Origin of the sequence: Photorhabdus hainanensis (assembly GCF_018448965.1) — a bacterium.
Lineage (GTDB): Bacteria > Pseudomonadota > Gammaproteobacteria > Enterobacterales > Enterobacteriaceae > Photorhabdus > Photorhabdus akhurstii.
This window is the reverse complement of record NZ_RCWD01000040.1, coordinates 26,252-49,377: the sequence shown is the minus strand read 5'-3', so window position 1 is coordinate 49,377 and position 23,126 is coordinate 26,252. Positions and strand designations below refer to the sequence as shown.

Genomic DNA, 23,126 nt, shown 5'->3' with positions numbered 1-23,126 from the left:
GTTTGAATGTCGGGAAGCGCGCTTTCAGCTTCGGATTAAAAAAGTGGGAAAACGCCATATCGAGGTTAATCACCGCCTGCTGCAAGGCGATGGAATCATACGCTTTGAGCCAGGCATACCGGCGGGACTTTTTTGCCACTGACAGTAAGGGCTTGAGGTCTTTACGCAGGCTGAGGTTCACCCCGTGGCGTTGATGAGCGTGCTTCTTGATGTGCAGCGCCTTGTTGTACGCGAAACGAACTGCACCGAACTGAGCATTGAGATAATCAGCCTGTTCGGGTGTCGGGTAAATGCGGACTTTGGTGGCTCTTAACATCATCAGCGCTCATCGGGATAGTTTATGTATTTTAACCGCTTTTTGGGGCCGTGTCCCCCCCGGGCTGCCAGTGAACGTGATGGTTAATAACCTGAGAGCCCTGCGGGCTTTTCGCCTTATATCACCGCCCGCATTGGGCGAGGGTTTACGGCGGATTTTGCTAAAATCGCTGAGTATGAAAACAACAATGAACGCTTTGCTGCATTTAATAAAGCAGTGGATGACATACCAACCGGTGTAGCAGCGCTGCGTGTGTTGATGGATCAATACAGGCTCTCTTACTCAGACCTGAAAGAAGAAATTGGCTCCAAATCACTTGTCAGCCAGATTCTATCTGGTAAGCGCTCATTAACGATTGCGCATATTAAAGCGCTTTCCAAGCGCTTCAACGTAAGGCCGGATCTATTTCTGTGACTGCTCCCCGCCCTGTCGAGGGTTTACGGCGGATTTTGCTAAGTAAAGACTTTGCAACGCGGAGCCATATTGATTTGTACTTCCAGAAACAAGGAATCACACCGCGTATTGCAATTGAGGTCAACTCCATCAGTGCAATCGTAGAAATTGTCCGTCGAGGACGACTCGCAACTTTGTTACCTGATGTCATAGCCCACGAGCAGGCCGGACTCTATTCCATCGCAATTCAACCTACGTTACCACAGCGTAATGCGGTGCTATTGTGGCGCAGCGGTGCATATCGAAGCGCTGCAAGCCAAGCATTCGCCAATCTAATCACGCACCGTTTCGATGTACACCAAGAAAGTGATGATTTTTGATAATATGGAAAAAATATCGTGTCTGGCGGCTGCTGTAGTTAGGTATATAGTTAGGACAGCCAATTCATAAGCTTGTTTCTAATGTAATCAGATGAAAGACGCTCCTGCTCTAAACGTGAAGATTGGAACCGGCCAGAGATAAGATTATTAAACAAATTTGTTTCATCTTCATTTAGCGATGAAGGATTGGATTCAACTGGATTTGGTTCAGGAACCATTCTATCTTCATGAGCTTTAACGGTTTCAACATCCATCATCAGAGGCTCAATATCTACAAACTTGTTTCTGGCATCACTGAGAATAAACAACCCCCAAGTATCAATATCTCCCCAATATCCTACACGTTTACTTCTCAACCATGCCGCATCCATCCAAGCAATGTTTTTCCCGCCGCCAATCACCGCTATCGTGTCAGGCATTTCGGGTAATGACAAACCAGACTGTAGATTTTCTACTACTAGAATATTCGATGCCGGTAGTTCATGTTTTCTAAGTAATTCGCCGGGTATTTGTAGTATCGGCATTCCCCCAAGCGCCGCAGTCGCGGCATGGCAAAGCGGCCTGATAGTTAACCAACCTTTGGGATTTATTGCACACCCCAACCAAGCGATAAGGCCCCCTGACGCCGAAACAGCCCCCTTGTGAATGATATCGGCTAACTCTTCGATCAGGATTTGGTGGTTCTCAAGAAACTTAGTATCAATCCCAATGAGCGGCAGTGCTCTTAAATATTGTCCTTCCCCTAAGCCTTGCTTTAATTGTGGCAGCAATTTTGCCAATAATTCCGCGTCTCTCAACGAGAGTTTTTCCACAATATCTATACATTTAACCAATGCAGGATAGAGATCTTTATCAATCCGCAAAAATGGCTTCATATTTCTTTCCCATACCTTACTTCGGGAAAGGGCATCATTCCCTAAAAATTGAATCAAATGTCGCATTGATTCAATGACAACAAAAGTCGGGATTCGTTGCTCAGATAGTTCCCGGAAATTTTTGGAAGACCACTCCACAACATCTTGATAGGGAAATGATCTCCACTCATCAATAAATCGTTGAAAATGAGCGATATCTAATATGGCAGAATTCCCTTTGGGTGGTTTCAAGCCAACGCGAATAGGAAATGCCTTGTTGCCCAGTAGCCGGTCTTTTAGTGAGGAACGGTTATCCCACTCACGCTGTCTAATAATGCTCTTAACTTGCGCCGGCAATAACCCCCAACGCACCTCATACTGCCCTTTTTTCATGTCAGTTTCTCAAGCTCGATCCCCAGATTAGCAGCCTCATCAGGCAACTTTTTCTCCTTCTCTTCGCCCATTCTCCGGTCAATCTCTTCCCAAGTCACTTCACATAAATGGCTGTCATGGTTTTCCTGATCTCTTTCCGCAATGAGTAGTGAACGAGCCGATTCTCTTGCCAGATTCAAGTTTTTATAAGGCGTGATCAAATTAACGTGAATGTGAAGCTCTCTAAATACTCGGAGCACCCGCCGACTTACCGTTTCAGCCGTATTTGAGAATGCTTCGTCCAAGAAAACAGTACAGTAAACTGGTCGATCATAACCATCTGGCGTCAAAACATAGGCCAAACTTGCCGCTACAATAGTCGCCGCAAATGACTCTTTCTCCCCACCTGACTTTCCACTGGATGACTCCAATACATCACGAATCTCACCGGTATTACTATCCAACTCTTCGGCATAAAATGACATCTGATAACGAGGATCAAGTAACCTTAAACTTTCCAATGTATTTGAGGAACCCGGCGCACTTGCTTTCCCAAGTATTTCAACTACCTTAGCCAATTGACGAAACCGAGCTTCATGGTCATCACTGGTTACCTGACTAAGCACCTTACGCAAATGCTGTTCAAACTCATTAACATGTGGGAATTTCTCTCTCTTTGAGCCTAGCTTTAAATGTGTCCCTGCTCGAAACTCGGTACGCTTGAGGACCCGGTTAATGATATCAATCCGCTCAAGGATATCTTCCCGTTCAGATTCAAGCTTAGTTTTAATCCGCGCTAGCGACTGCGTTGCATGCTTATTCAAACGTTCAATAAACTGCTCCACAAGGTTGGGAAGCCCTTCTTCTTCCAGTTGTTGTAAATGATTAAGATAGTCAGGCAGGCTGCCAATATTACTTTGCCAGTCAACCGTGAAGACTTGCCATTTATCGTTAGACCTGAATGAAACCATAATGCTGATGGCGGACCTTTCCGCTCTGTCTTTACTGTTTCGACTAATATCTAACAAACGCTCCAAATCTTCTTCAACCTTCGACACCAATTCAGACATCTGGCTTAAATCATTTGTACTAAGCACGCCAACCCGCATAGCAAGTAATTGTCTGGCTGAATCAGGTAATCCTTTTGATGCTTTTGCCTGCGCTTTGCTCCATTCCTCTTTTGCATTTTTCAGCGTATTTTTGACGCCGCCAGAATCAGAGTTGAGCTGATTTAATACCGATTGGATTTGAACTAACTGCTCTTTCGCCGACTCCCAACGCTCTCTGGCCTTATCAAGATCGCCGCCTGACTGTTCTAATACCTTAAGGTCAGCCTGCAAATCCGAAAGCTTTTCGTGCCAATAAGGGGCGTTAATATCATCCCAACAATAACTTTGGATCTTCTCCCAAAGTATTTTACGATCAGAAACAGTATTCAAATCTTGACGGGCCTGACTCACCTTTTTCTCGGTTTCCGCCAATTGCAGAGTTAACTCTTTTTTATCGTTATTAAGAATGGCTAAACGTGATTTGTTTGAAAAACCCAAACACCAGCGTCTTCTGTCATCTATTCGGTGTTGATCCTTTTTCTCAAAGCGCCCCTTATCCATGTGCATTAGCCCCTGTTGTGTCATCGAAAACGGGGTCTTATCCAATTCTTCCGTATTCGAGACACATTGCAGGTCAAATCGCTGCAAATAATGCTTGAGCCACTCTCGATAAGGGTGAGTACGCCATACCAGTTTCTTTAAATAACCATCAGGCTTAAACTCCGCCGAATGACCCCGGTTAATCGCAGAATCATTCACAACTTGAACACGGACATGTAAACCTGTATGCCGGACGTTTAACCAGCGAGTCACCATCGAATAACAATGATGTGGCACAGCAAGCGTTGTTCGTAACCCGCCTAACGCCCTCTCTATCGCGCCTTGCCAGATTTTTTCACTATCTTCGACGTCGATAAGCTCACCAATAAATACGCATTGGTCTTTACTTAATTCTAAGGAATTAACCAGTTCATCCCGCAGTTGCTGATATTTCACATCGATATTGGAATCCGGCCTTGCCTCGATTTCCCGGATTTCCTGAGAGATATCATGGATATTGGCTTGTAGCTCACTGAATTTAGCACTGATGGCGGCAAACTTGTCCTGATACTCTTCCTCGTCTCGTTGAATACAGGCAAGTCTGGCTGATGCCGCGGATTGATTTTTAAGAAATACAGCCTCCTCCAATACCGAAGGCAGAGACAGCTCATTAACATGAGTTTGATATTGCGATGAATTCCTAACCACCCGATTCAACTGAGTTTGGGTATGACCAATTTCCTTTCGAAGCGACTCTATTTTATCCCCACCAAACTGAAGGTATTCCTCATGCCTTCTCTCAACCAACTTATCCGCATCTGTTTTCTGCTCTTCCGCTTGCTTAATTTCAAAGAGTAGTGCTTCGAGTTCAGACTCAATATCGGCAATTTTTTCGCTCCACAGTTGCGCGAAGACTTCCCCAAAGTAAACCGGAAGACTATTTTTTTCGGCCGTTAATTCTTCAAATTCTCTCGTCGTTTTTTCGATAATTGAGCTAAGTTCGGGTAACTTAGACAAGTGCATTTTTTGCGCTCTTGCATCCACTAATTGACTATGAATCGCCACCAAATCAGCAAACTCTTCCACGACCTTTTTAGCATCATCTTTAACTGTGCTCGGCTCAAGTACCAACTCACGAATCAACCCAGTTAAATCATCAATTTTTTTTAGACCTAACGCCCGTGACAACAGTGCAGGCGCATTCTTATTGTCCATATACAAAAGCTTTCGGTACAATTCCTGATAATCAGAAAAATTATCATCACAGCACGTAATCGCCGGGTCATCACGCAACCATTGCTTGAATGCCCGGGCATTACCATCGCCAAAAGCATTGAGCATTTCCTTAAGCGTCAGGTCTCTTTTGGCAACAACATAAACTCGCGTCACATCCGCCAGCACATTCGTCGATTTAGTAATCCAGAAAAGTGCCGCAAGCGTGATTTTTGAACCATCATCACCCTGATATAAAGCTCTAAGCCCGGTCACTACGCCAAACTCACGCTTACTTCTGACCCTCGTCCCCGCTCCGTCATGGGCAGATCCAAAACTTCCCCGCATATAGGAAAGTAAAGTCCGGTCAGAACGATCACCTTGAGCCGCGGCCACATTAAAAGTTGCCTTTCCGGCAGGAAGCAGCAAAGCCATAAGGCCATCAATAAACGTCGATTTACCGGCGCCATTATCTCCAGTGACCAGCGTTCCCATAGGATCGATCAACGCGGTATGCAAGCCATTAAATGACCCCCAGTTATAAACTGAGAGTTCAGCTAATCTGATTTGACCAACGTGAAATAACGAATTAGCCGAAAGAGTTTGATCAGTCATTTTCATCTCCTGTCTCTTTTCCTTCATCTTGATAATCAACAGCGTCGCCGCCATTTTTATTTAGCTCAATACCCTTCTCTCTCGCCATGTTCAGGTATTCATTAAGCATACTCTCAAGAAATTCAGCGCTGACTACATAGCGGATCACCGGCGTAATCTCGAAGCGATCTTCGCTTCCCCGGACCGAACTCAATATTTTTTTCGTCACCATTTTATCAAGAGCGCCCTTGAGTTTTCTCCGGTCAGATTTAGTACTGTTTGTCAGCGGTAAAAACGGTGTCAGGTGGGATTCTATACGTTCAATATCAATGATAATCCTTTGTTCTCCCGATGTTTCCCGATCTTGATAGTGTTTACGCAGCACTAACAGCAACAATGTATCGTATAAAGAGAGCGTCCTTCGGCTAATCAGAGAGACAACCTCGTCATCATCTATACCCAATGATTCAGTATCTTCCTCATTTTGAAAGCCAGCTATAAAGGCAACACCTGCTTTTTCATCCAAAACTAACTTCAAATAGACTTCTGATAGATGTTTGCGTACAGCAGATTGGTATCGACAAAGTAATTCAAACAATTTGGCTTTCTGTGAAGACAAAATAACGCCCTGACGCAGCAAACTAACCAGCACCCGACGCGCATCAGGCGGCATATCACTGTTTGAGTTCTCAGCGTGCTCACTGACTAATACATCATCAACGTCACAGGATGGGCTTTGATTAACAACCGAAAAAGCAACATTAGATTCAACACCGGCTGTATCTGTAAGCGGGTTATACTCTGATTGCGTATGGTGTTTTATCAACTGATCGAAGAACCCTGTTTTCTGTTCTTCTTGAGGATCAGAATTAGACTTCCCAAGGGTAGCGAGGATGCCATTATCTTTATTCAACTTTTTACCTTTGTGCATTTCAACCCTCACTATATAAATCTACAACCACTTTCTTTTCACCATTTAAAGAACCAATTCATCCAAACTGTCTGGAAACAGGTCGGCACTCAACAGAAAAGTAGGTATAGACGCCCGCAAGCGAACTCCCCGTTTATCGCTGATTTCAATTGATTCTTTTCCTTCCAATGATGCAGCCCCGACAGATTTCGCCACCCGCAAATAGGCAACTAACTCCTCCAACCCTGAATTAAGTGGGTGATAATTTGCAACAGATGCAATCGTCATTGGGCCAAACTCTTTTAACGTTGCTAATGTTCTCTCAGCGATTAATCGAATTTGAACAACATCAAGACAATCCAGCATCTGCATACTCGGTTCTCGAGAGTTGATCTGTTCTTCAGCACCTGAAGTATCTAGTTTTTCATCAGGTGATTTAAGGAGCATGCTTTCAGGAGAGCTAATACTTGCCGCGCCAACGGGCAGTGACAGAGTTGTCGCCGTTTGCAAGTCATAACCTGAGTTCCTCAATTCAACGGCGAGTCGTTCCAATTGACCAAGCAATCTATCAACAGCACGATTTTCTTGCGCAGTGCCACTCTCTATATAAGCACGCAAACTCTCTTCCGTTCTTCGCCTGATTTGAAAAACTCTGTCACTCTCGCGGCTCAGTTCCCTCATGAGCTGATTTAAGAACTGTCGTTGCTGGGTAGTCAAATGTTCTGCTGCGGGACGATTTAAAATGCTTCGAAGTTGATCCCGCAGTTCCATTGTTCTATTTTGATCGCATAACAAATCAAAGAAACTTTCAAACGCACTACCCGCATCCGTTTTCGCCAATAGCGCTTCTTTTTCTAAAACAGAGAGAAGAACATCCCCTCTGGTGGAATCTCCTTCAATAATTTGAATGCGAATTTCCTGATCCAGTTGACGAATTTCATCTTCAACACGACGAAAATCACCCGTTAAAACAGAGGCCAATTGGTAGATCTCACGAATTCTCTCCCGCTGCTCAAGCTCAGTCAGTTCAAGCACCACGCCAGCTCTCAGGGCATCAATCTCTCTTTGGATTTCAGCTTTTCTATGTTCCAAAAGCGTGACACGCTCATCAATATTTGGGCTAATAGCCACCGCAAATTCTCTGACCGCTTCTTGAACAATTCGAAGATGAGACGCGGTGGTTCCTGTACTGCGTTCATCAAGCCCCTGACTAAAACGAAGTGCAACTTCACTGGCATCCGTTTTGGTTAACATGTCGTCCATCTCACGCAACCAGCCTTCCCGAATCCATTTATTAAGATACGTACCCGCTCCCGTTTCAGTTTCCCAAAGACCAAGTTCACGACAGCGTACCAGTTCTGCATCAAGTGACACCCGGGCACGACTAAAAGGGACTTCACTTTCCTCGGAAAACAACTCCCCCAGAAACGCCAAAATTAAAGGGGAATTATCGGCTCTTAACAGTTTCCAGGCGGCACTTTCCTGAAATAGACGGCGATACTTTGCCTGTAACCCTTGGAAATTCAACTCGCCTCCCTCTGTGTGGTAACAAGTAAAAAGCTACCACCAAGAATTTTGTATAATTCACAATCGAATAAAAACCATATCATCACATTTTTTTATTATGTCAACCCGAATTACTGACTTTTATAACTATTAAGCGCTGTGACCAATGGGAAAATTAAGCTTATAAAGCCACCTATTTTGTGAAGAATAGCAGCAAGACGATAACGAAAAACAAAGAGTGATAATGTAGGAATATAATAAGGAGATAAATAATGCCTCAATTATCATCAGCAAGGAAAGCGGCGGGAGGACCCTTTCAAGGTAAAAATGGGCGGTCTGGACAAACCGCCCCGATGCAAACAATAGAAAATTCCTGCGTGTTACTTCCTGCGGACAGGCAAACCAGTACCACGAACACCATCCTGTGGCAGAACCAGCACCGCTACTGACCAGGCTGGTAACGTGACCGTGCCATCTTTCGCAATTCTAATACCCGCAGCCAACGAAGCTCTGCCTAGCTCGCTCTGAATATCATTCAACTTCAACTCTCTGACGTTAAGATCTCTTACGGTGGCAGGATGTGGAGCCGCATTAATCATCACCACCAAGCCGTCAAATCGCAAATCACGGTCATCACCAGTAGTATTACCGTCATCTATGGTCATCACCAGCAACCCAAGCTGCTGATACGGCCCAACGTTACGGAAATCAACACGTTGTTTAACCGATGCGCCATCACCAAGAGCCATCAATGGTGAAAATTGACGCAAACGCAACAATTCCTGATAAAAAGCCGTCATCTGTAATAATTCAGTCCGGCCCGGTTTATCTACCACATTTTTCACTTTTTCAATCAATGCGTAATTTTCGCCATCAACACGCTGATCCGGCATACCAACATCATAGTTATTATCCTGGTAGGTGTAGCTAACACGATTAAACCAATCACCGGAATTATAGGAATCGCGGGTAAAAGATTTTGAGCGCAGTAGCTCCGATCCATGTTGAGCAAAAGCCAGCCCCTGCCCAAGGAATGTCGTGGCGAGGGATATTGCCTGCATACGAACTCGTGTCGCCAAATCTGCCTCACGCGCCGCTTTGTAGCTGATTATGTCCCACAACGTTTGGTTATCATGCTTAGAGACATAATTAATCACCTCAATTGGATCAGCGGCATAACCGGCTATAGCGCCTTTGTAGTTAATGTCTCTACCCGTTTTCACTGCCCCATCTTTATCGATCATCACAAAATCAGCCAAATTACCCGCCATACCGAGACGTACCAAATCCGCCAGATGACGCGCCTCATTAGCATCGAACCACGCCATTTCGTTAAGTAACGTTCCAGCGCCGTTGCCTACCCCCTGATTAATGCGAATGCTATCAGCGGAATCAAACGGCCCGCCACCCTGTACCGCATCTCGTAGCCGATCAGAGAAAGTACCCACCCCTGTGCCTTTAAGATTAATCTGTGAAGCAATCTCGAAGCGGTCCTCCTGCCCTGAGTTCCAACCTTCACCAAAAAAATAGACCGATGGGTTAATCGCACGTACTTTTGCCAGCGCCGATAAAATCTGAGCCTTCGGATGATAGCCCATTAAGTCAAATCGAAATGCGTCGATCTTATAGTCCTTAACCCAAGTCACCAGCGAGTCTTCAATGAGTTTAGCGAACATGCGGTGCTCTGGCGCTGTATCGTGACAACAAGTGTTGGATTCAACATTACCACTGATTTCATTCAGGCGATGATAATACCAAGGGACTATCTTATCTAACACGGAAGATCTGTCTGTTGGACCTGCCGCATTGGTGTGGTTGTACGCTACATCCATAACCACATTCATTCCCAACTGCTGCTTAATAGCCTGAATCATGGCACGAAACTCTTTTATACGTACTGAACCTTCTGCATCAGTAGCATAAGAGCCTTCCGGTACCGAGTAATGAAATGGATCGTAACCCCAGTTGTAGGAGTCGGTTTCCGCAATCATTGCATTTAACTCTTGTACCTGCGGGTTATTGGCACTGTCACCACGCTGTAACTCCTGCAATACTTCACCCACAGTCTGTGAAATATTGCAATAATCAGCGAAACGGCTGCTCCTCACCTTTGGGTTGACTTGGTACAAACGACTGAATGGATGGTTGAGATCGGCTACTTGGTTGCTAAATTCATTAATGGAAGCCACATCGAATACTGGCAATAGCTCCATATGAGTCACCCCTGCCTGACTCAATGCCTTAAGGTGTTTGAACATATCGCTATTGTCAGCGGTGAGAGCCAGATACTTACCGCGCCAAGTTTCTGGCACTGTTTCATCTGCAACGGAGAGATCACGGACATGAGCTTCATAGATGGTCATACGCGCAATATCCGCCGGTGTATTTTGCGAATGCGGCATGAGCAAGCTATCCCAGTTGTATGGTTTTAGCGCTTCATCATCCAAGTTGATGACTTGGCTGTATTCCGAATTGGTGGACAAACTGTGGGAATAGGGATCGGTAACCTCATAGTGCTCTACATTACGGGAATATGGGTGGTATACCGTTAAAGCATAGCGGTAATAAGCACCAATCAAATCCTTATCACCTTGCCATGACCAAGAACCACTAGCAGGATCACGGTTCATGTCATGATTGGCAATGGCCTGTTTATCTTTATCGTAGATAACCAACCCAACATGTTGAGCAGTAGGCGCCCACAAGCGGAAAGTAACACTGGTATCGTTGATTAGCGCACCATATTCCAGTGTGTCAGCAGCACTGGCGAAATGGTCGTCCAAAACACCAGCCGTTTGTACTTGAGTAGCTGATAACAGCAAGCCCGCTTCATTGGTCGCTAATGCCACCAGATCACCGGTAAGTAACGTATCGACATCCGTATCCGCAGGCAAACGAAATGCGGTTAATTGCCTCAAGTGAGGAAATCTATCAGCCGTTTTCTGGCTCAAGGTGGTCGGTGTCAGTGTCAGATAGCTATCGATGAAATTTCCTTCATCATTAGCTTCTACTTTGCTGTTCTGATTGTAATATAAGCGGACATGGGGTTTATCCGCTCCGCCCGACCACAACAAAGTCTGGTTATCGACCCAGTGTGCCGAAGCCTGAGAAACGCCAAACACGGAATTAAAAGCTGCCGCACGACTGCTATAGATTTGATGACTGCTGGGTATCACAGAGACGGTACGGTTCTTGAAATCAGAGAAGGAGATTTTTAGGTCACTGTCGATCAATTTATTGTTGTTACCATCACGCACGATAAAATTGATACAGCCCTCGTTCTTGTTCAACGGCACCACCCAGTAAGGCCCATAATTATCGCTGCCTGTGGGAGTTGCACTGGTGTCGTTCCAACTTGATGAAGGGGAAGCCAAGGCATCACAATTTTTATCGTTCCACAAGTAGAGGGTGTTAGTACTGTAATCACGGTTTGTTGTTGGGCTTTGACTTAATTTAGCAATGTCCACCAAGTGGATCACTGCCTGAAAATTGCCGGCAACAGCAGCTTCACTGGGTACTTTATTAGGGATATGCGCCATCGGCTCCTCCGGGGATTCGGGTAAAGAACTATTGTTATCACAGCTTGCCAGTAGTAAAACGAATGTACTGCTTAATAGGGCCAGGTAAGCCCTTTTCCAGAAGTGAGCTACCATAATCAGACCTTTTTAATAGAAATAAATCGTCGCCGATATTATTGTTAATAAAATGGGAATGAAATATTAAATAATGTCTCAGATGAGTCAGCATCCTCCTGGTTTTGATACTAAGAGGGAGGAGGGATTAGGAGGAGATATTTTTTCGTGATATTGCGCACAATAATAATGTAATAATCTTTTATTACATAATCCTAATGTGAGTTTATTTGTGTTATTCCATCAGATACAGATTAAAATGATGTCAAATGCAGTCATTGTCATTTTTATATATTTTCACAAACTTTATTGTTTCTGCAAAAAAGCATTTTTTGTTATGCAGGATTATTAAGGCATTCCTTTCCTCCTAATCCTGCGTTTTTTCTTGCATTAGATATAAGTGTAACTTGTTACAGGACCTAAACCTGTATAAAAACGTAAAGCTTGATCATTTCGACCAAAACAATAGCCTAAAACAAGATTATAATCGGGAGAATTAATAATATGCACTCTTGGATTCACATTATAACCACCTTTTCTATCATCTCTGTCTTCATTAAAAGATGATATTTAATGTAAGTCTATCCTTCTACGTCATTTTATATTCTCACTCCAATTAAAACCAAACTCACCTAATTGAATAAAATTCGCCAAATAGCCTATTCACTTTAATTTGTAATGTCATTATAAGACAAACAATAGAGTCAATTATATACACTTTAACTAAGAATATATTTAAATAAAGCTGAGGATAAAATTGACATATTAACTATAAAAAACAAGAGACAATAACTTAATTCTTAGTTATTGTCTCTATGCAAGAGTACGATCATGAAAGATACTAAACCTAAATTCCACATTCCTAAAATGAATACAATGAGTATTGTCATCATGAGTAGAAATGGAGATTTAATTCATTATCGTTACCCCGGTACATTTTATAAATCGTTATGATTAAGATAAATCTGATGAAATTTTCTGAATTGCATCAAGAGCACACTGTTGGTCTAAAGAACCACTCGGTGCGCCGCCAATACCAATTGCGCCAATCACTTCATTACCAGATTTAACTGGAACACCTCCACCAAGTAATAGGAAGCCTGGAATATCCCCTAAATATTGAGCGCCAAGATTTGATTGCGCCGTTTTCATTACGTCCTCTGACGTTCTCTGAGTAGATAACGCGGTATAAGCTTTCATTTTACTCGCCTCAACAGTATGCAAACCGGCTTTATCCATACGCTGAACCGCTTTCAAAACCCCACTTTTATCAATAACAGAAACCGCCACGTTATAATTATTCGATTGACAAGACTGAATTGCCTCAGAAGCTAATTTATTTGCTATCTCAAGGGTAATATTACGTTCAGTAATTAATGATGAAGCAAAAGCCGTCTGAGCGAATAACCCTGCTGCCAGGACAGTATAGAAAAGAGAATGTTTCATAGGTAAACCTCATTAAGTTTAAGTTGATGAATTATCCTGTTCTAAATTAATGAGGTTTATCGGCTATAGCTATTCGGCCAATTACTTATTCGACTCAGTAGAAATACTTAGTCATAAGATAATGACTTAAATAACTCATACTCTTTGACTAACTGCGGTAAAGAATGTATATCCAATTTATGAAATATATTGGCACGATGAACCTCAATAGTACGTGGTGATAACGATAACTGTTGAGCAGTTTGTTTGCTGGTTTTACCTTCTAAAATAATTTTCATCACTTCCCTTTCACGTTCAGATAACTGGCTGAATTTCGTTTTCAATTGTTCATATATCTGACGTTGCTTAAATACTTTCTGATGAAATAATAATGCACTTGAAACTGTTTCAATTAATAAATCCGCATCAATAGGCTTGGTTAAAAACTCGAAAGCACCATTTTTAAAAGCACGACGGCAAATATCAATATTTCCGTGTCCGGTCATGATAATGACCGGTAATGTACTATTGAGTTTCAATAGATCCGCCTGCAATGCCAATCCAGGTTTTCCCGGCATACGAATATCCAATAAAATACATCCCTGAAGCGCTACAATATTTTTGCTACCAATTTCATCAAGAAATTCTTGCGCACCAGGAAATGAATTTACCTGCCAATTCATTGTTTCTAATAACATAGATAATGAGTCACGGATCGCTTCATCATCATCAATAAGATAAATCACTGCCGCCATTATTTCTCCTTACCTTTATTAGTTGGTAGCCAAATAATAAAACGCGCTCCTCCCGTTTCACAATTTTCAGCATTGATATCACCACTAAGTTTATGAATTAATGTTTCCGTTAACGTCATTCCCAATCCCATACCTTGTTGGCGTGTTGTGAAGAATGGAATAAACACGTTTTTTAAAGCTTCATCACTTAATCCAGGACCACCATCTGTTACCGTGATTCTCATCATTTCATTAATACAGGCGATATCGATGCAGATCCAATTTTGATATTCTGACTGACCTTGCTCTTGCTGTGCCTGAATGGCATTGCTGATTAAATTATGAAATATTTGTTCAATCCATAGCGGCTCGGCAGATATCATCGGCAGCTCATCACAAATATGCTTTATTATCTTAACCTTACCAGCCTTAATTTCATTTTCGAGCAATATCTCAACTCGACCTAATATCGATTGAATATTTATAGATTGAAAAATAATACTACCGGCCGTCAGTTTTTGGCGGTATTGCGTTAATAAATTTGCGATGCGTTGAGTTTGCAAAATTGATGAATCCAGTATCGGCGTCACTTTATCATATTGCTGCTTTTTCATTAACCGCAATGCAGTTTGGTTATAACTCATAATCGCTGTCAAAGGCTGATTTAATTCATGAACAACACCCGTTGCCACTTCATCCATTGTATTTAAGCGGGTAAATTCAAAGAAACGTGCTCGTAAATCAGAAATTTTCCTCAATCTTTTATTCTTCTGAATTAAAAAGATAAAACAGATAATCACTGCCCATAAAAAACTAAGACAAGCAATATAGCCCCACGGAAGTTTAGACCATTGTTGGTCGTTACCCACTTTAAGCACAAAAGGCTGAAAACGATTGGTTAACTTTTTCTCCCAGTTCCAAAAATAGTGCTCTTTCTCCAGCCCATAGGTAATCAATGGGCGACTATTCCAATCCAGTTGTACCATCCGAAATTGTGATAATAATGATAGATCTTTCATCAGAATATTGAGATCTATCAATAACCGGATACTATCACGTTTACTATTAAGCCAATATCTTCCTTCTCCCTCTGCACTGATTATAGGGAAGATTAATACATTCATTGGCATCTCTTGCAATCCGACAATTTGCGGAAAGTTTTCCTGTAGCTGATCTAATTCGATATTAGTATCCGTTAGCGATACAATAGCGTCATGTTGTGCCAACTTTTCACTCAGCTCGCGATAAAGAATATTAAATGAAACTGTTTGTTGTTGATAATTCTGATTTAGTGAATGATTAATCATTCCCCAAACAGTCAAACTTGTTAACATAATCCACGCCAAAAAATGCCACATATAATTACCTGAAAAGATATCTTTCATGACGTTAAAACACAGTCAGAATATATAAAGGAAACAGCTTATTAGAGTAAATAAATTCAGAATGGGTAAATTTTAGAGAAAATTTGGCGTTGAGCCGCACATTAAAATTCATTACAGCATAATTATTTCATCAATACATTTTGCAAAATAAATAGCTGGCTACGGTAAATTAAATTCCAACGCTATATTAGTTTTATTCAACTTTTCTAAGCACTTTTCAGCCCTGAATAAAATAATTTTAACAAATAAACCTTGGATAAGGGTTTACGGTAACTTCTGTTAAGACTCTTAATAAAATGTCAAATTTACTGAATAATTTAGGATGATCACTTAACAAATCGACTCGGTGAAATCGTTTGCTTTCCCTTAAAAATCACACTGAACTCTATATAAATAACAATATTTATCAAATAGTTAGAATAAACCTTCACCATTATTCTATCTTTGACCAGAAAAAACGCTTTACAATCGATAGTGATAATTATTATCATTCGTATCGCTTTCAGATGAACCGTCTTCAGGGTACAGATGAAAGCACGACATTGCTCACATTGCTTCCAGTGTTTACTTTAGCCAGCCGGGTGCTGGCTTTTTTTTATTAATTAATCCAATCGCCAATTATTCAAAATATTTGAAAATTTAAGTCAGCTTTTTAAGCTTTAATGCTAATTCTTCTCAATTAGACTATAAAAACTATTGAGGAGATTTGAATATGATCCATTTACGTAAAGCATCAAATCGCGGCCATGCCGATCATGGCTGGTTAACTAGCTGGCATACCTTCTCATTTGCCAACTACTACGACGCCAATTTTATGAGTTTCTCAGCGTTGAGAGTGATTAATGAAGATTCCATCCAAGCAGGTCAAGGTTTTGGCGCCCATCCGCATAAAGATATGGAAATACTGACCTACGTTCTTTCCGGCACCGTTGAACATCAGGATAGTATAGGAAATAAAGAACGGGTACCTGCCGGTGAATTCCAAATTATGAGCGCAGGTACCGGTATTCGTCATTCAGAATACAACCCGGACAGAGAGCGCCAATTGCATCTATATCAAATCTGGATTAGCCCAGATAAAACAGGCTTAACACCACGTTATGAACAGCGCCGTTTTGATGATGTACAAGGTCGCCAATTGGTGCTCTCGCCTGATGCCCAGGATGGTTCACTGAAAGTATTTCAGGATATGACTTTATGGCGTTGGGTACTTAAGGATCACGAAACCGCCGAATATGTTGCAGAAAAAGGTCGTTATATTTGGATACAAGTCATTCGTGGCGAAGTGACGGTTAATGGTATCAAAGCCACCACCAGCGATGGTCTGGCTATCCGGGATGAAATCAATCTTCAACTTAACAGCAGCAACGATAGTGAAATATTGTTGTTCGACCTTCCTCCGGCATAAATATCAAATAAGCCTCACCCTAACGGATGAGGCTAAAAAATTCACAATTACAGTTTAGGGCCCGCTTTCACTAAAGCTTCCCCCGCCGGGGTATCGGTATATTTATCAAAGTTGTCGACAAAACGATGGGCCAAATCTTTCGCCTTCTCTTCCCATTGAGATTTATCTGCATAAGTCTTACGTGGATCAAGAATATCGGTATCAACACCCGGCAACGCTGTCGGAACCGCCAGATCGAAAATAGGTAATGTAATGGTATCTGCTTCTTCAATATCACCATTTAGGATGGCATCAATGATCCCGCGGGTATCCTTAATCGAGATCCGTTTACCCGTACCATTCCAGCCAGTATTCACCAGATAAGCCTTAGCGCCTGCCGCCTGCATACGTTTTACCAATACTTCCGCGTATTGGGTTGGATGCAAAGTCAGGAATGCGGCACCAAAACATGCAGAGAATGTGGGTGTCGGTTCAGTCACACCACGTTCGGTACCTGCCAATTTTGCCGTAAAACCAGACAGGAAGTGATATTGAGTCTGTTCAGGTGTCAAGCGAGATACTGGAGGCAACACACCAAATGCGTCCGCAGTCAGGAAAATGACCTTAGTTGCATGGCCCGCTTTGGAAACCGGCTTAACAATGTTTTCAATATGGTGGATAGGATAAGAAACACGGGTGTTTTCCGTTTTTGAACCATCATTGAAATCAACCGTGCCATCTGTCAGTACAGTAACATTTTCCAGCAACGCATCACGTTTAATCGCATGATAGATATCGGGTTCCGCCTCTTTAGACAGATTGATGGTTTTCGCGTAACAACCCCCTTCAAAGTTGAACACACCGTCATCATCCCAACCGTGCTCATCATCACCAATCAGCTTACGTTTTGGATCAGTAGAAAGTGTGGTTTTACCTGTACCAGACAAGCCGAAGAAGACCGCAACGTCCCCTTTTTCACCCACGTTGGCAGAACAGTGCATCGAAGCAATACCTTTCAGTGGCAACAGGTAGTTCATTATAGAGAACATCCCTTTCTTCATTTCGCCGCCGTACCAGGTACCGCCAATAAGCTGCATACGCTCTGTCAGGTTGAACGCAACAAAGTTTTCAGAGTTCAAACCCTGCTCTTGCCATTGCGGGTTGGTGCATTTTGCACCATTCATTACAATAAAATCTGGTTTGAACTCAGCCAACTCTTCATCTGACGGACGGATAAACATGTTTTTAACAAAGTGGGCCTGCCACGCAACTTCTGTAATAAAGCGGACTTTCAATCGTGTATCTGCATTAGCACCACAGAAAGCATCAACCACAAACAAACGTTTGCCTGAAAGCTGTTTAGTGACCAAACCTTTCAGATGTGTCCATGTTTCCTGCTGTAATGGCTTGTTATCATTTTTACCTTTTCCCTGGTCGGCCCACCATACGGTGTCACAGGTGACATCATCACGAACAATGTACTTATCTTTGGGTGAACGACCCGTGAAGATCCCCGTATCGACAGCCACAGCCCCCAGGTTGGTCAGAGTGCCACTCTCGCAGCCTTTGAGTGAAGGTTTAGTCTCTTCTGAAAATAACAACTCATAGCTTGGATTATAAATAATTTCGTTAACATCATGAATTCCGTAGCCCGCGAGTTCCTGCGGGGTAATGCCTTTAACACTCATGTCATTGCTCCTGGTGGGTAGTCACGCTTTTTCTGTGAGCAATAATAAATAGTTATGATTAATTAACAGCGATAGTTATCAAAAAATTGAAAACCCACTATTTTTTTAAGTTTGATCTTGGGCCAAAGGCACGAAAATAGTTCTGAGTATTATGGATAATTGATAGAAAGGCGCGGAGCCGCGCCTTAAAAGGTGAAAAAGTTTGTTTAGATCGAATATCAATGGAATCGGTTCTTTTTTTCCGTCCTGATTGCAGCAAGATCATCAGCATCAAAAATATAGTGCGTGCCGCAATACTCACACGCCATATCAATGTTGCCATCTTTCTGCAAAATATGATTAACATCCTCATCGGAAAGTGTGACTAATGTGTCAGCACAACGTTGGCGAGAACAAGTACAACGGAATTCGACCGCTTGCGGTTCATATAATATGACATCTTCCTCATGATAAAGACGGTGCAAGATTTCCTTAACTTCCAATGAAAATAACTCTTCACCTTTAATGGTTGCAGTAAGTTGCACCAGATGATCAAAAGCTTCTGCACTCCCCTGTTCCGCAGCTGGCAGAATCTGTAACAACATACCACCAGCAGCAATCCTTCCATCCTGAATGCCAGTACGGATAAATAAACGAGTCGGTAGCTGTTCAGACTGTCTGAAATAATCATCAAGGCAATCCGCCAGTGTTTCACCTTCCAGCGCAACCACGCCCTGATAACGCTCACCATGAGTTGGCGTAATGGTAATAACCATATAGCCTGTACCAACCATCTGTTTCAAACTGCTATTTTCAGTCACTAATCCATCAATACGAGCGACACCTCGCATTTGTTGCTGATGATTACCATTAATCACAGCCAATTTGACCGGACCATCCCCCTGAATCTGAACCGTAATATCGCCATCAAATTTCAGGGTTGCAGTTAATAGACTGGTTGCTACCAACAGTTCTCCCAATAATTGCTGTACCGGCTGCGGGTAATCATGATTCTCCAAAATATGCTGGTAAGTTTCACTGGCTAAAACCAGCTCACCACGTACAGAATAATTCTCAAATAAAAAGCGGTGCAATTGGTCTTGTTTAAACATAACTATCTCTCATTCGAACAGGTTATTCCTGCCCACTTAATTTGGTGTTCTTAAACTTAATCAGCGTGCGTCTTTCTTTTTTATCCGGTCGGCGATCAGGATGAGGCATAGTTAATGCATTCATTTTTCGAGCAATTGCCATTTTTTCCCGGTTAGCAATACTCGCTTCCGTCTCCTGGTAAAGTTGCTGCGCCTCCGGCGCACTACGTCGATGATTGCTCAACGCAAGAACTTCAACTATACGTTCATCATTACCTTGACGCAGTTTAATTTCAGCCCCTGGTTCAACCAATTTACTTGGTTTACTTCTTTGACCATTATAGTGAACTTTACCACCGTCTATCATTTCTCGTGCAATAGCCCGTGTTTTATAAAAACGGGCCGCCCACAGCCATTTATCCAGACGGACAGCTTGATCGGAGTCTGAATTACCCTTCATTTTTCCTCTTACCATCAGCTTTGGCAAATAAAGCAAAGCCTAACATACCATTGTCGATTATCGCCAACGCGTAGGCGGAAAAAGTGTATTAAAACAGTTATCGTAATATTGACTGATTTTGTTTAGACGTTGTTTATTCTGCCGATTTTTCTTAACAACCAGCACAAAGTTAATGATTAAGGTCGTAAAAAGAGTCAAGAATAAAACAGTAGTACCAATACAACGAGCAAGCGTCATGGAATCCAGTTCATTATGCAACACAATCCGGCGAGTTCCATGACTGTCTACGGACAATTCCGTGATAATTCCCGTTGTCTCAAAGGGTGTTTGCAATACCATATCCGATAACCGCTGTAATTCACGCCATTGTTCCAACGCACTATGGTCATAAGAGATGATAGCCGGCGTTATATATTCAACCAGTTGTTTGCCTTCATCACTGATAAGCAGAACACCGCCAGGAGAAGGACTATTAAGCAGCATTGCGACTTTATCTATTTCCCGGTAGATAAATGATGATGTAGTCGCATCAACCAATTTCCCCAAAGCTTCAGCGCCAGCCGGACGTAATAAAACATGAGTACCATCCAATTTGCCACTTTCCGCATTCTTTAACAAAGTGAGCCAATCACTAGCATTACCCAAGTTAACCAAAGCATTTTTCAATCGTAAACAGTCTGTTTCTTTTTCACATAATTCTTTAGTTTTCAATACAATATCAGGGAAATTATCCAATAAGATCATACCAGATTTGAAAATCTCCTGAGCAAGATCTGGATTTATTACATCGTCATTTTCCTGTAAACGTAATTGCTTATTAACAGTGGCAATCAGTTTAGCGGCATTTTCTATAATTTCTGATTCTGGTATTGGCAGTGGATTAACTCTATTCCAATATATCCCCGAACAATCGAATGGAGAAAAATAGGTGTCTCCTTTACCACTCATATTGTTTGGCGGCATATAACACATACCAACCCCTTTTGCTTTCAGGATATCCCCAACTCGCAATTCCATCCCTTCCATCATATTAGCGTCAGTGACGACTTTTGTGCTGCTGCCACGCAACCAGGCAAAACTGAGTTTCATCGGTACACTAACCGGCTGATAAAAATAGAGCAGTAACATAATCAGCAAGCTACTAACGATCATCATGAGATTTTTCCCATAACGATGGTAAGGGTAATTTTTTTCTTCCTCATGCAAAGAGAGATAATGCCCTTGACTGACTACCTGGCCGTTAGTGTAAATATCAATATTGGTTTTTTGATCAAGATAGTGAGCAACATAAGGCTCCCAATGAGGAGGATAAATCAAATCAATTCCACCAAGTGAAATATTGCTCATTTGCCCTTGTTCAAATTCGCCAAATAATCCCCATCGTTTTGGTATACCGGTAAAACAGTGAATATCCTGGCGCCTGCATATTGAGAGTGGACAAAATAGCGGCCAAAAACTGACAACGACTAAACTGCCTGCAATCAACATCAGCCACGGCAAAAGCAGTGTTGGTGAAAGTAATGCAAGAAACCAAATGAAAAATCCAAAACACAAAAATCCCCCCTCCCAAATCCCCGATGAGTGATTTAACCGGTACTCTTCCAATGTCTCTTTACGGATATTTTGTAATTTTACGCTGGTTTCACCGTTTTTCTGGATCGATGCCTGTTGATGAGATACCTCTGAAATTACCGGAGCAGAAGGAAAATCCTGTTGAAAATCTTTCAGAAAGTGACCATTAATCGAAATAACCAGTGGTATTGTCGCAGTGTGAACAACATCAATAATATTCTGTTGTTTAATAAAAGGCTCAAGGAAAAACGGTAAATGAACTTCTGCCATATCAATATAATAACGCCAGCTATGTAGTTCATCTGAGGCAACAGAAAATCGGGTAATGGAATGACAGATAGTATAAACCATATCATTTTTACCCATCAGAATTGGCCAACTTGTTTTATTAATACGGTCTGTTACAACTGGCAGCAACACTCGACTCAAATAACATTCAATAGCCTGATACTCATCAGCATTAAGTTTACGATAGGTTGGTGTAGCAACAGAAGGTAGATAACTGGCATTATCATGTAACTTCCATTTGAGAATCAGAAAGGAAGCCATGACAATCAAGCTAATTATCAAGATAGCCAATATAACGACTGTTACGCTCATTTTATCCCCATACCCATGACAATCTTGCTATTGTTGTTTGCAAATTATCAACTACACGTTAAGTTTTGAATTAGGTTATTTCTATTTGTTTTTTAATTTATTTTACAATGAGTTATATAATCACGCACTAAACTATCCACAACATAGATCTATTTCCAAAGAGGATAAAGATAACAGTAACAACAATAACCAGCGATAATCACTATACCCAATGGATTTCAAGGTGCATCGCGACGGCAAGGGAGCGAATCCCCGGGAGCATAGGGAACTATGTGACCGGGGTGAGTGAGCGCAGCCAACAAAGAGACAACTTGAAAGATAACGGGTATATCATTTATCAAAATAATCGGCCATATTTAGTCAACTTATGGAGTGTACCTAATTTCATCATAAAATCTAAGGTTAATGAAATAATTCATGACGTAATAATGCACAGACACTCAACTCAACCAATACTAAACCATCAGGGGCAATTATGAATGACCTGAAAAACCCTAAAATCCTAAACATAGAGGACATTGCTCATTCACGTTTATTTCATATTCAGTCAGTTGATCTCGAATTCAGTAACGGTGTAAAACGCGTTTATGAACGAATGCGTCCGGTCAATCGGGAAGCTGTTCTGATAATCCCAGTCATTGGGGATGAATTGTTGCTTATTCGTGAGTATGCAGTCGGCATTGAGCAGTACGAATTGGGCTTTCCTAAAGGCGCGATCGACCCTGGGGAAAATATCTTCGAAGCCGCTAACCGTGAATTAAAAGAAGAAGTCAGCTTTGGTGCCAGAAAAATAGAACAATTAGCCAAACTTACTATGGCCCCAGCCTATTTTTCTCACAAAATGAATATTGTTATTGCTGAAAATCTCTATCCAGAAAGACTGGAAGGAGATGAACCTGAACCACTACCACAAATACGTTGGCCAATAGCAGATATGATGTCATTACTAGATCACGTTGATTTCAACGAAGCACGTAATGTCTGCGCCCTATTTTTGGCACAAAAATATTTAAAGCACCGTTGAAGTTCACAGGCACAACAACGCTT

17 protein-coding genes and 1 pseudogene are annotated in these 23,126 nt (G+C 42.1%); 4 read left to right on the top strand and 14 right to left on the bottom strand.

Annotation, left to right across the window (positions count from 1 at the left end; all coding sequences use genetic code 11):
- A partial coding sequence (locus EAE92_RS19640; RefSeq protein WP_214069301.1) for a helix-turn-helix domain-containing protein occupies window positions 1-316 on the bottom strand: 316 nt, incomplete at its 3' end.
- Between the two features lie 159 nt (window positions 317-475).
- Here EAE92_RS19640 and EAE92_RS19635 point away from each other — a divergent pair.
- Both EAE92_RS19635 and EAE92_RS19630 read left to right on the top strand, forming a co-directional pair.
- Window positions 476-730 (top strand): annotated as a pseudogene (locus tag EAE92_RS19635) (helix-turn-helix domain-containing protein); the annotation flags it as partial.
- Window positions 727-1,089, top strand: a complete 363-nt coding sequence (locus EAE92_RS19630) for a LysR substrate-binding domain-containing protein (RefSeq protein ID WP_339959404.1) — start codon at window positions 727-729, stop codon at window positions 1,087-1,089. The pseudogene EAE92_RS19635 and the gene EAE92_RS19630, both read left to right, overlap by 4 nt.
- Before the next feature lie 50 nt (window positions 1,090-1,139).
- Here the strand turns inward: EAE92_RS19630 and EAE92_RS19625 are convergent, their stop codons facing one another.
- The 9 genes from EAE92_RS19625 to EAE92_RS19585 all read right to left on the bottom strand — a co-directional run bounded on the left by EAE92_RS19625 (window position 1,140) and on the right by EAE92_RS19585 (window position 15,251).
- On the bottom strand, window positions 1,140-2,336 hold the full coding sequence (locus EAE92_RS19625; protein ID WP_214069300.1) for a DUF3322 domain-containing protein: 1,197 nt from the start codon (window positions 2,334-2,336) through the stop codon (window positions 1,140-1,142).
- Window positions 2,333-5,731 (bottom strand): ATP-binding protein, encoded by a 3,399-nt coding sequence (locus EAE92_RS19620; RefSeq protein WP_246545303.1) that lies wholly within the window; start codon window positions 5,729-5,731, stop codon window positions 2,333-2,335. Before EAE92_RS19620 ends, EAE92_RS19625 begins: the two co-directional genes overlap by 4 nt.
- Entirely contained in the window at window positions 5,724-6,641 is a 918-nt protein-coding gene (locus tag EAE92_RS19615; protein WP_214069298.1) for a DUF4194 domain-containing protein, read from the bottom strand. The genes EAE92_RS19620 and EAE92_RS19615 overlap by 8 nt, the downstream gene beginning before the upstream one ends.
- Window positions 6,642-6,686: 45 nt before the next feature.
- On the bottom strand, window positions 6,687-8,147 hold the full coding sequence (locus EAE92_RS19610; RefSeq protein ID WP_036779416.1) for a DUF3375 domain-containing protein: 1,461 nt from the start codon (window positions 8,145-8,147) through the stop codon (window positions 6,687-6,689).
- Window positions 8,148-8,506: 359 nt separating this feature from the next.
- Window positions 8,507-11,779 (bottom strand): pullulanase-type alpha-1,6-glucosidase, encoded by a 3,273-nt coding sequence (gene pulA / locus EAE92_RS19605; RefSeq protein WP_214069297.1) that lies wholly within the window; start codon window positions 11,777-11,779, stop codon window positions 8,507-8,509.
- Window positions 11,780-12,148: 369 nt separating this feature from the next.
- Window positions 12,149-12,268, bottom strand: coding sequence for a hypothetical protein (locus EAE92_RS25460; protein WP_422616067.1), 120 nt, complete (start codon window positions 12,266-12,268; stop codon window positions 12,149-12,151).
- Between the two features lie 444 nt (window positions 12,269-12,712).
- Window positions 12,713-13,204: a GlcG/HbpS family heme-binding protein gene (locus EAE92_RS19595; protein WP_065388948.1), complete on the bottom strand. Its 492-nt coding sequence runs from the start codon at window positions 13,202-13,204 to the stop codon at window positions 12,713-12,715.
- Window positions 13,205-13,311: 107 nt separating this feature from the next.
- Complete coding sequence (locus tag EAE92_RS19590) at window positions 13,312-13,938, bottom strand: response regulator transcription factor (RefSeq protein WP_214069295.1); 627 nt, start codon at window positions 13,936-13,938, stop codon at window positions 13,312-13,314.
- On the bottom strand, window positions 13,938-15,251 hold the full coding sequence (locus tag EAE92_RS19585; RefSeq protein ID WP_246545302.1) for a sensor histidine kinase: 1,314 nt from the start codon (window positions 15,249-15,251) through the stop codon (window positions 13,938-13,940). Before EAE92_RS19585 ends, EAE92_RS19590 begins: the two co-directional genes overlap by 1 nt.
- Before the next feature lie 763 nt (window positions 15,252-16,014).
- Between EAE92_RS19585 and EAE92_RS19580 the strand changes: the two genes are divergently transcribed.
- On the top strand, window positions 16,015-16,710 hold the full coding sequence (locus EAE92_RS19580) for a pirin family protein (protein ID WP_214069293.1): 696 nt from the start codon (window positions 16,015-16,017) through the stop codon (window positions 16,708-16,710).
- A 47-nt stretch (window positions 16,711-16,757) separates the two neighbouring features.
- On the opposite strand, the gene pckA is transcribed toward EAE92_RS19580, so the two are convergent.
- The 4 genes from pckA to EAE92_RS19560 all read right to left on the bottom strand — a co-directional run bounded on the left by pckA (window position 16,758) and on the right by EAE92_RS19560 (window position 22,079).
- The gene (gene pckA / locus EAE92_RS19575) at window positions 16,758-18,377 is read right to left on the bottom strand and encodes a phosphoenolpyruvate carboxykinase (ATP) (protein WP_036779424.1); all 1,620 of its coding nucleotides are present in this window, start codon (window positions 18,375-18,377) and stop codon (window positions 16,758-16,760) included.
- A gap of 218 nt (window positions 18,378-18,595) precedes the next feature.
- The gene (hslO, locus tag EAE92_RS19570) at window positions 18,596-19,468 is read right to left on the bottom strand and encodes an Hsp33 family molecular chaperone HslO (RefSeq protein WP_214069292.1); all 873 of its coding nucleotides are present in this window, start codon (window positions 19,466-19,468) and stop codon (window positions 18,596-18,598) included.
- A gap of 22 nt (window positions 19,469-19,490) precedes the next feature.
- Window positions 19,491-19,907, bottom strand: a complete 417-nt coding sequence (hslR, locus tag EAE92_RS19565) for a ribosome-associated heat shock protein Hsp15 (protein WP_036779429.1) — start codon at window positions 19,905-19,907, stop codon at window positions 19,491-19,493.
- A 57-nt stretch (window positions 19,908-19,964) separates the two neighbouring features.
- Window positions 19,965-22,079 carry an intracellular growth attenuator family protein gene (locus tag EAE92_RS19560; RefSeq protein WP_214069291.1) on the bottom strand — a complete coding sequence of 705 codons (2,115 nt, stop codon included), beginning with the start codon at window positions 22,077-22,079 and terminating at the stop codon, window positions 19,965-19,967.
- 475 nt (window positions 22,080-22,554) lie between these two features.
- Between EAE92_RS19560 and nudE the strand changes: the two genes are divergently transcribed.
- Window positions 22,555-23,103, top strand: a complete 549-nt coding sequence (nudE, locus tag EAE92_RS19555; RefSeq protein WP_214069290.1) for an ADP compounds hydrolase NudE — start codon at window positions 22,555-22,557, stop codon at window positions 23,101-23,103.
- Window positions 23,104-23,126 lie beyond the last annotated feature (23 nt).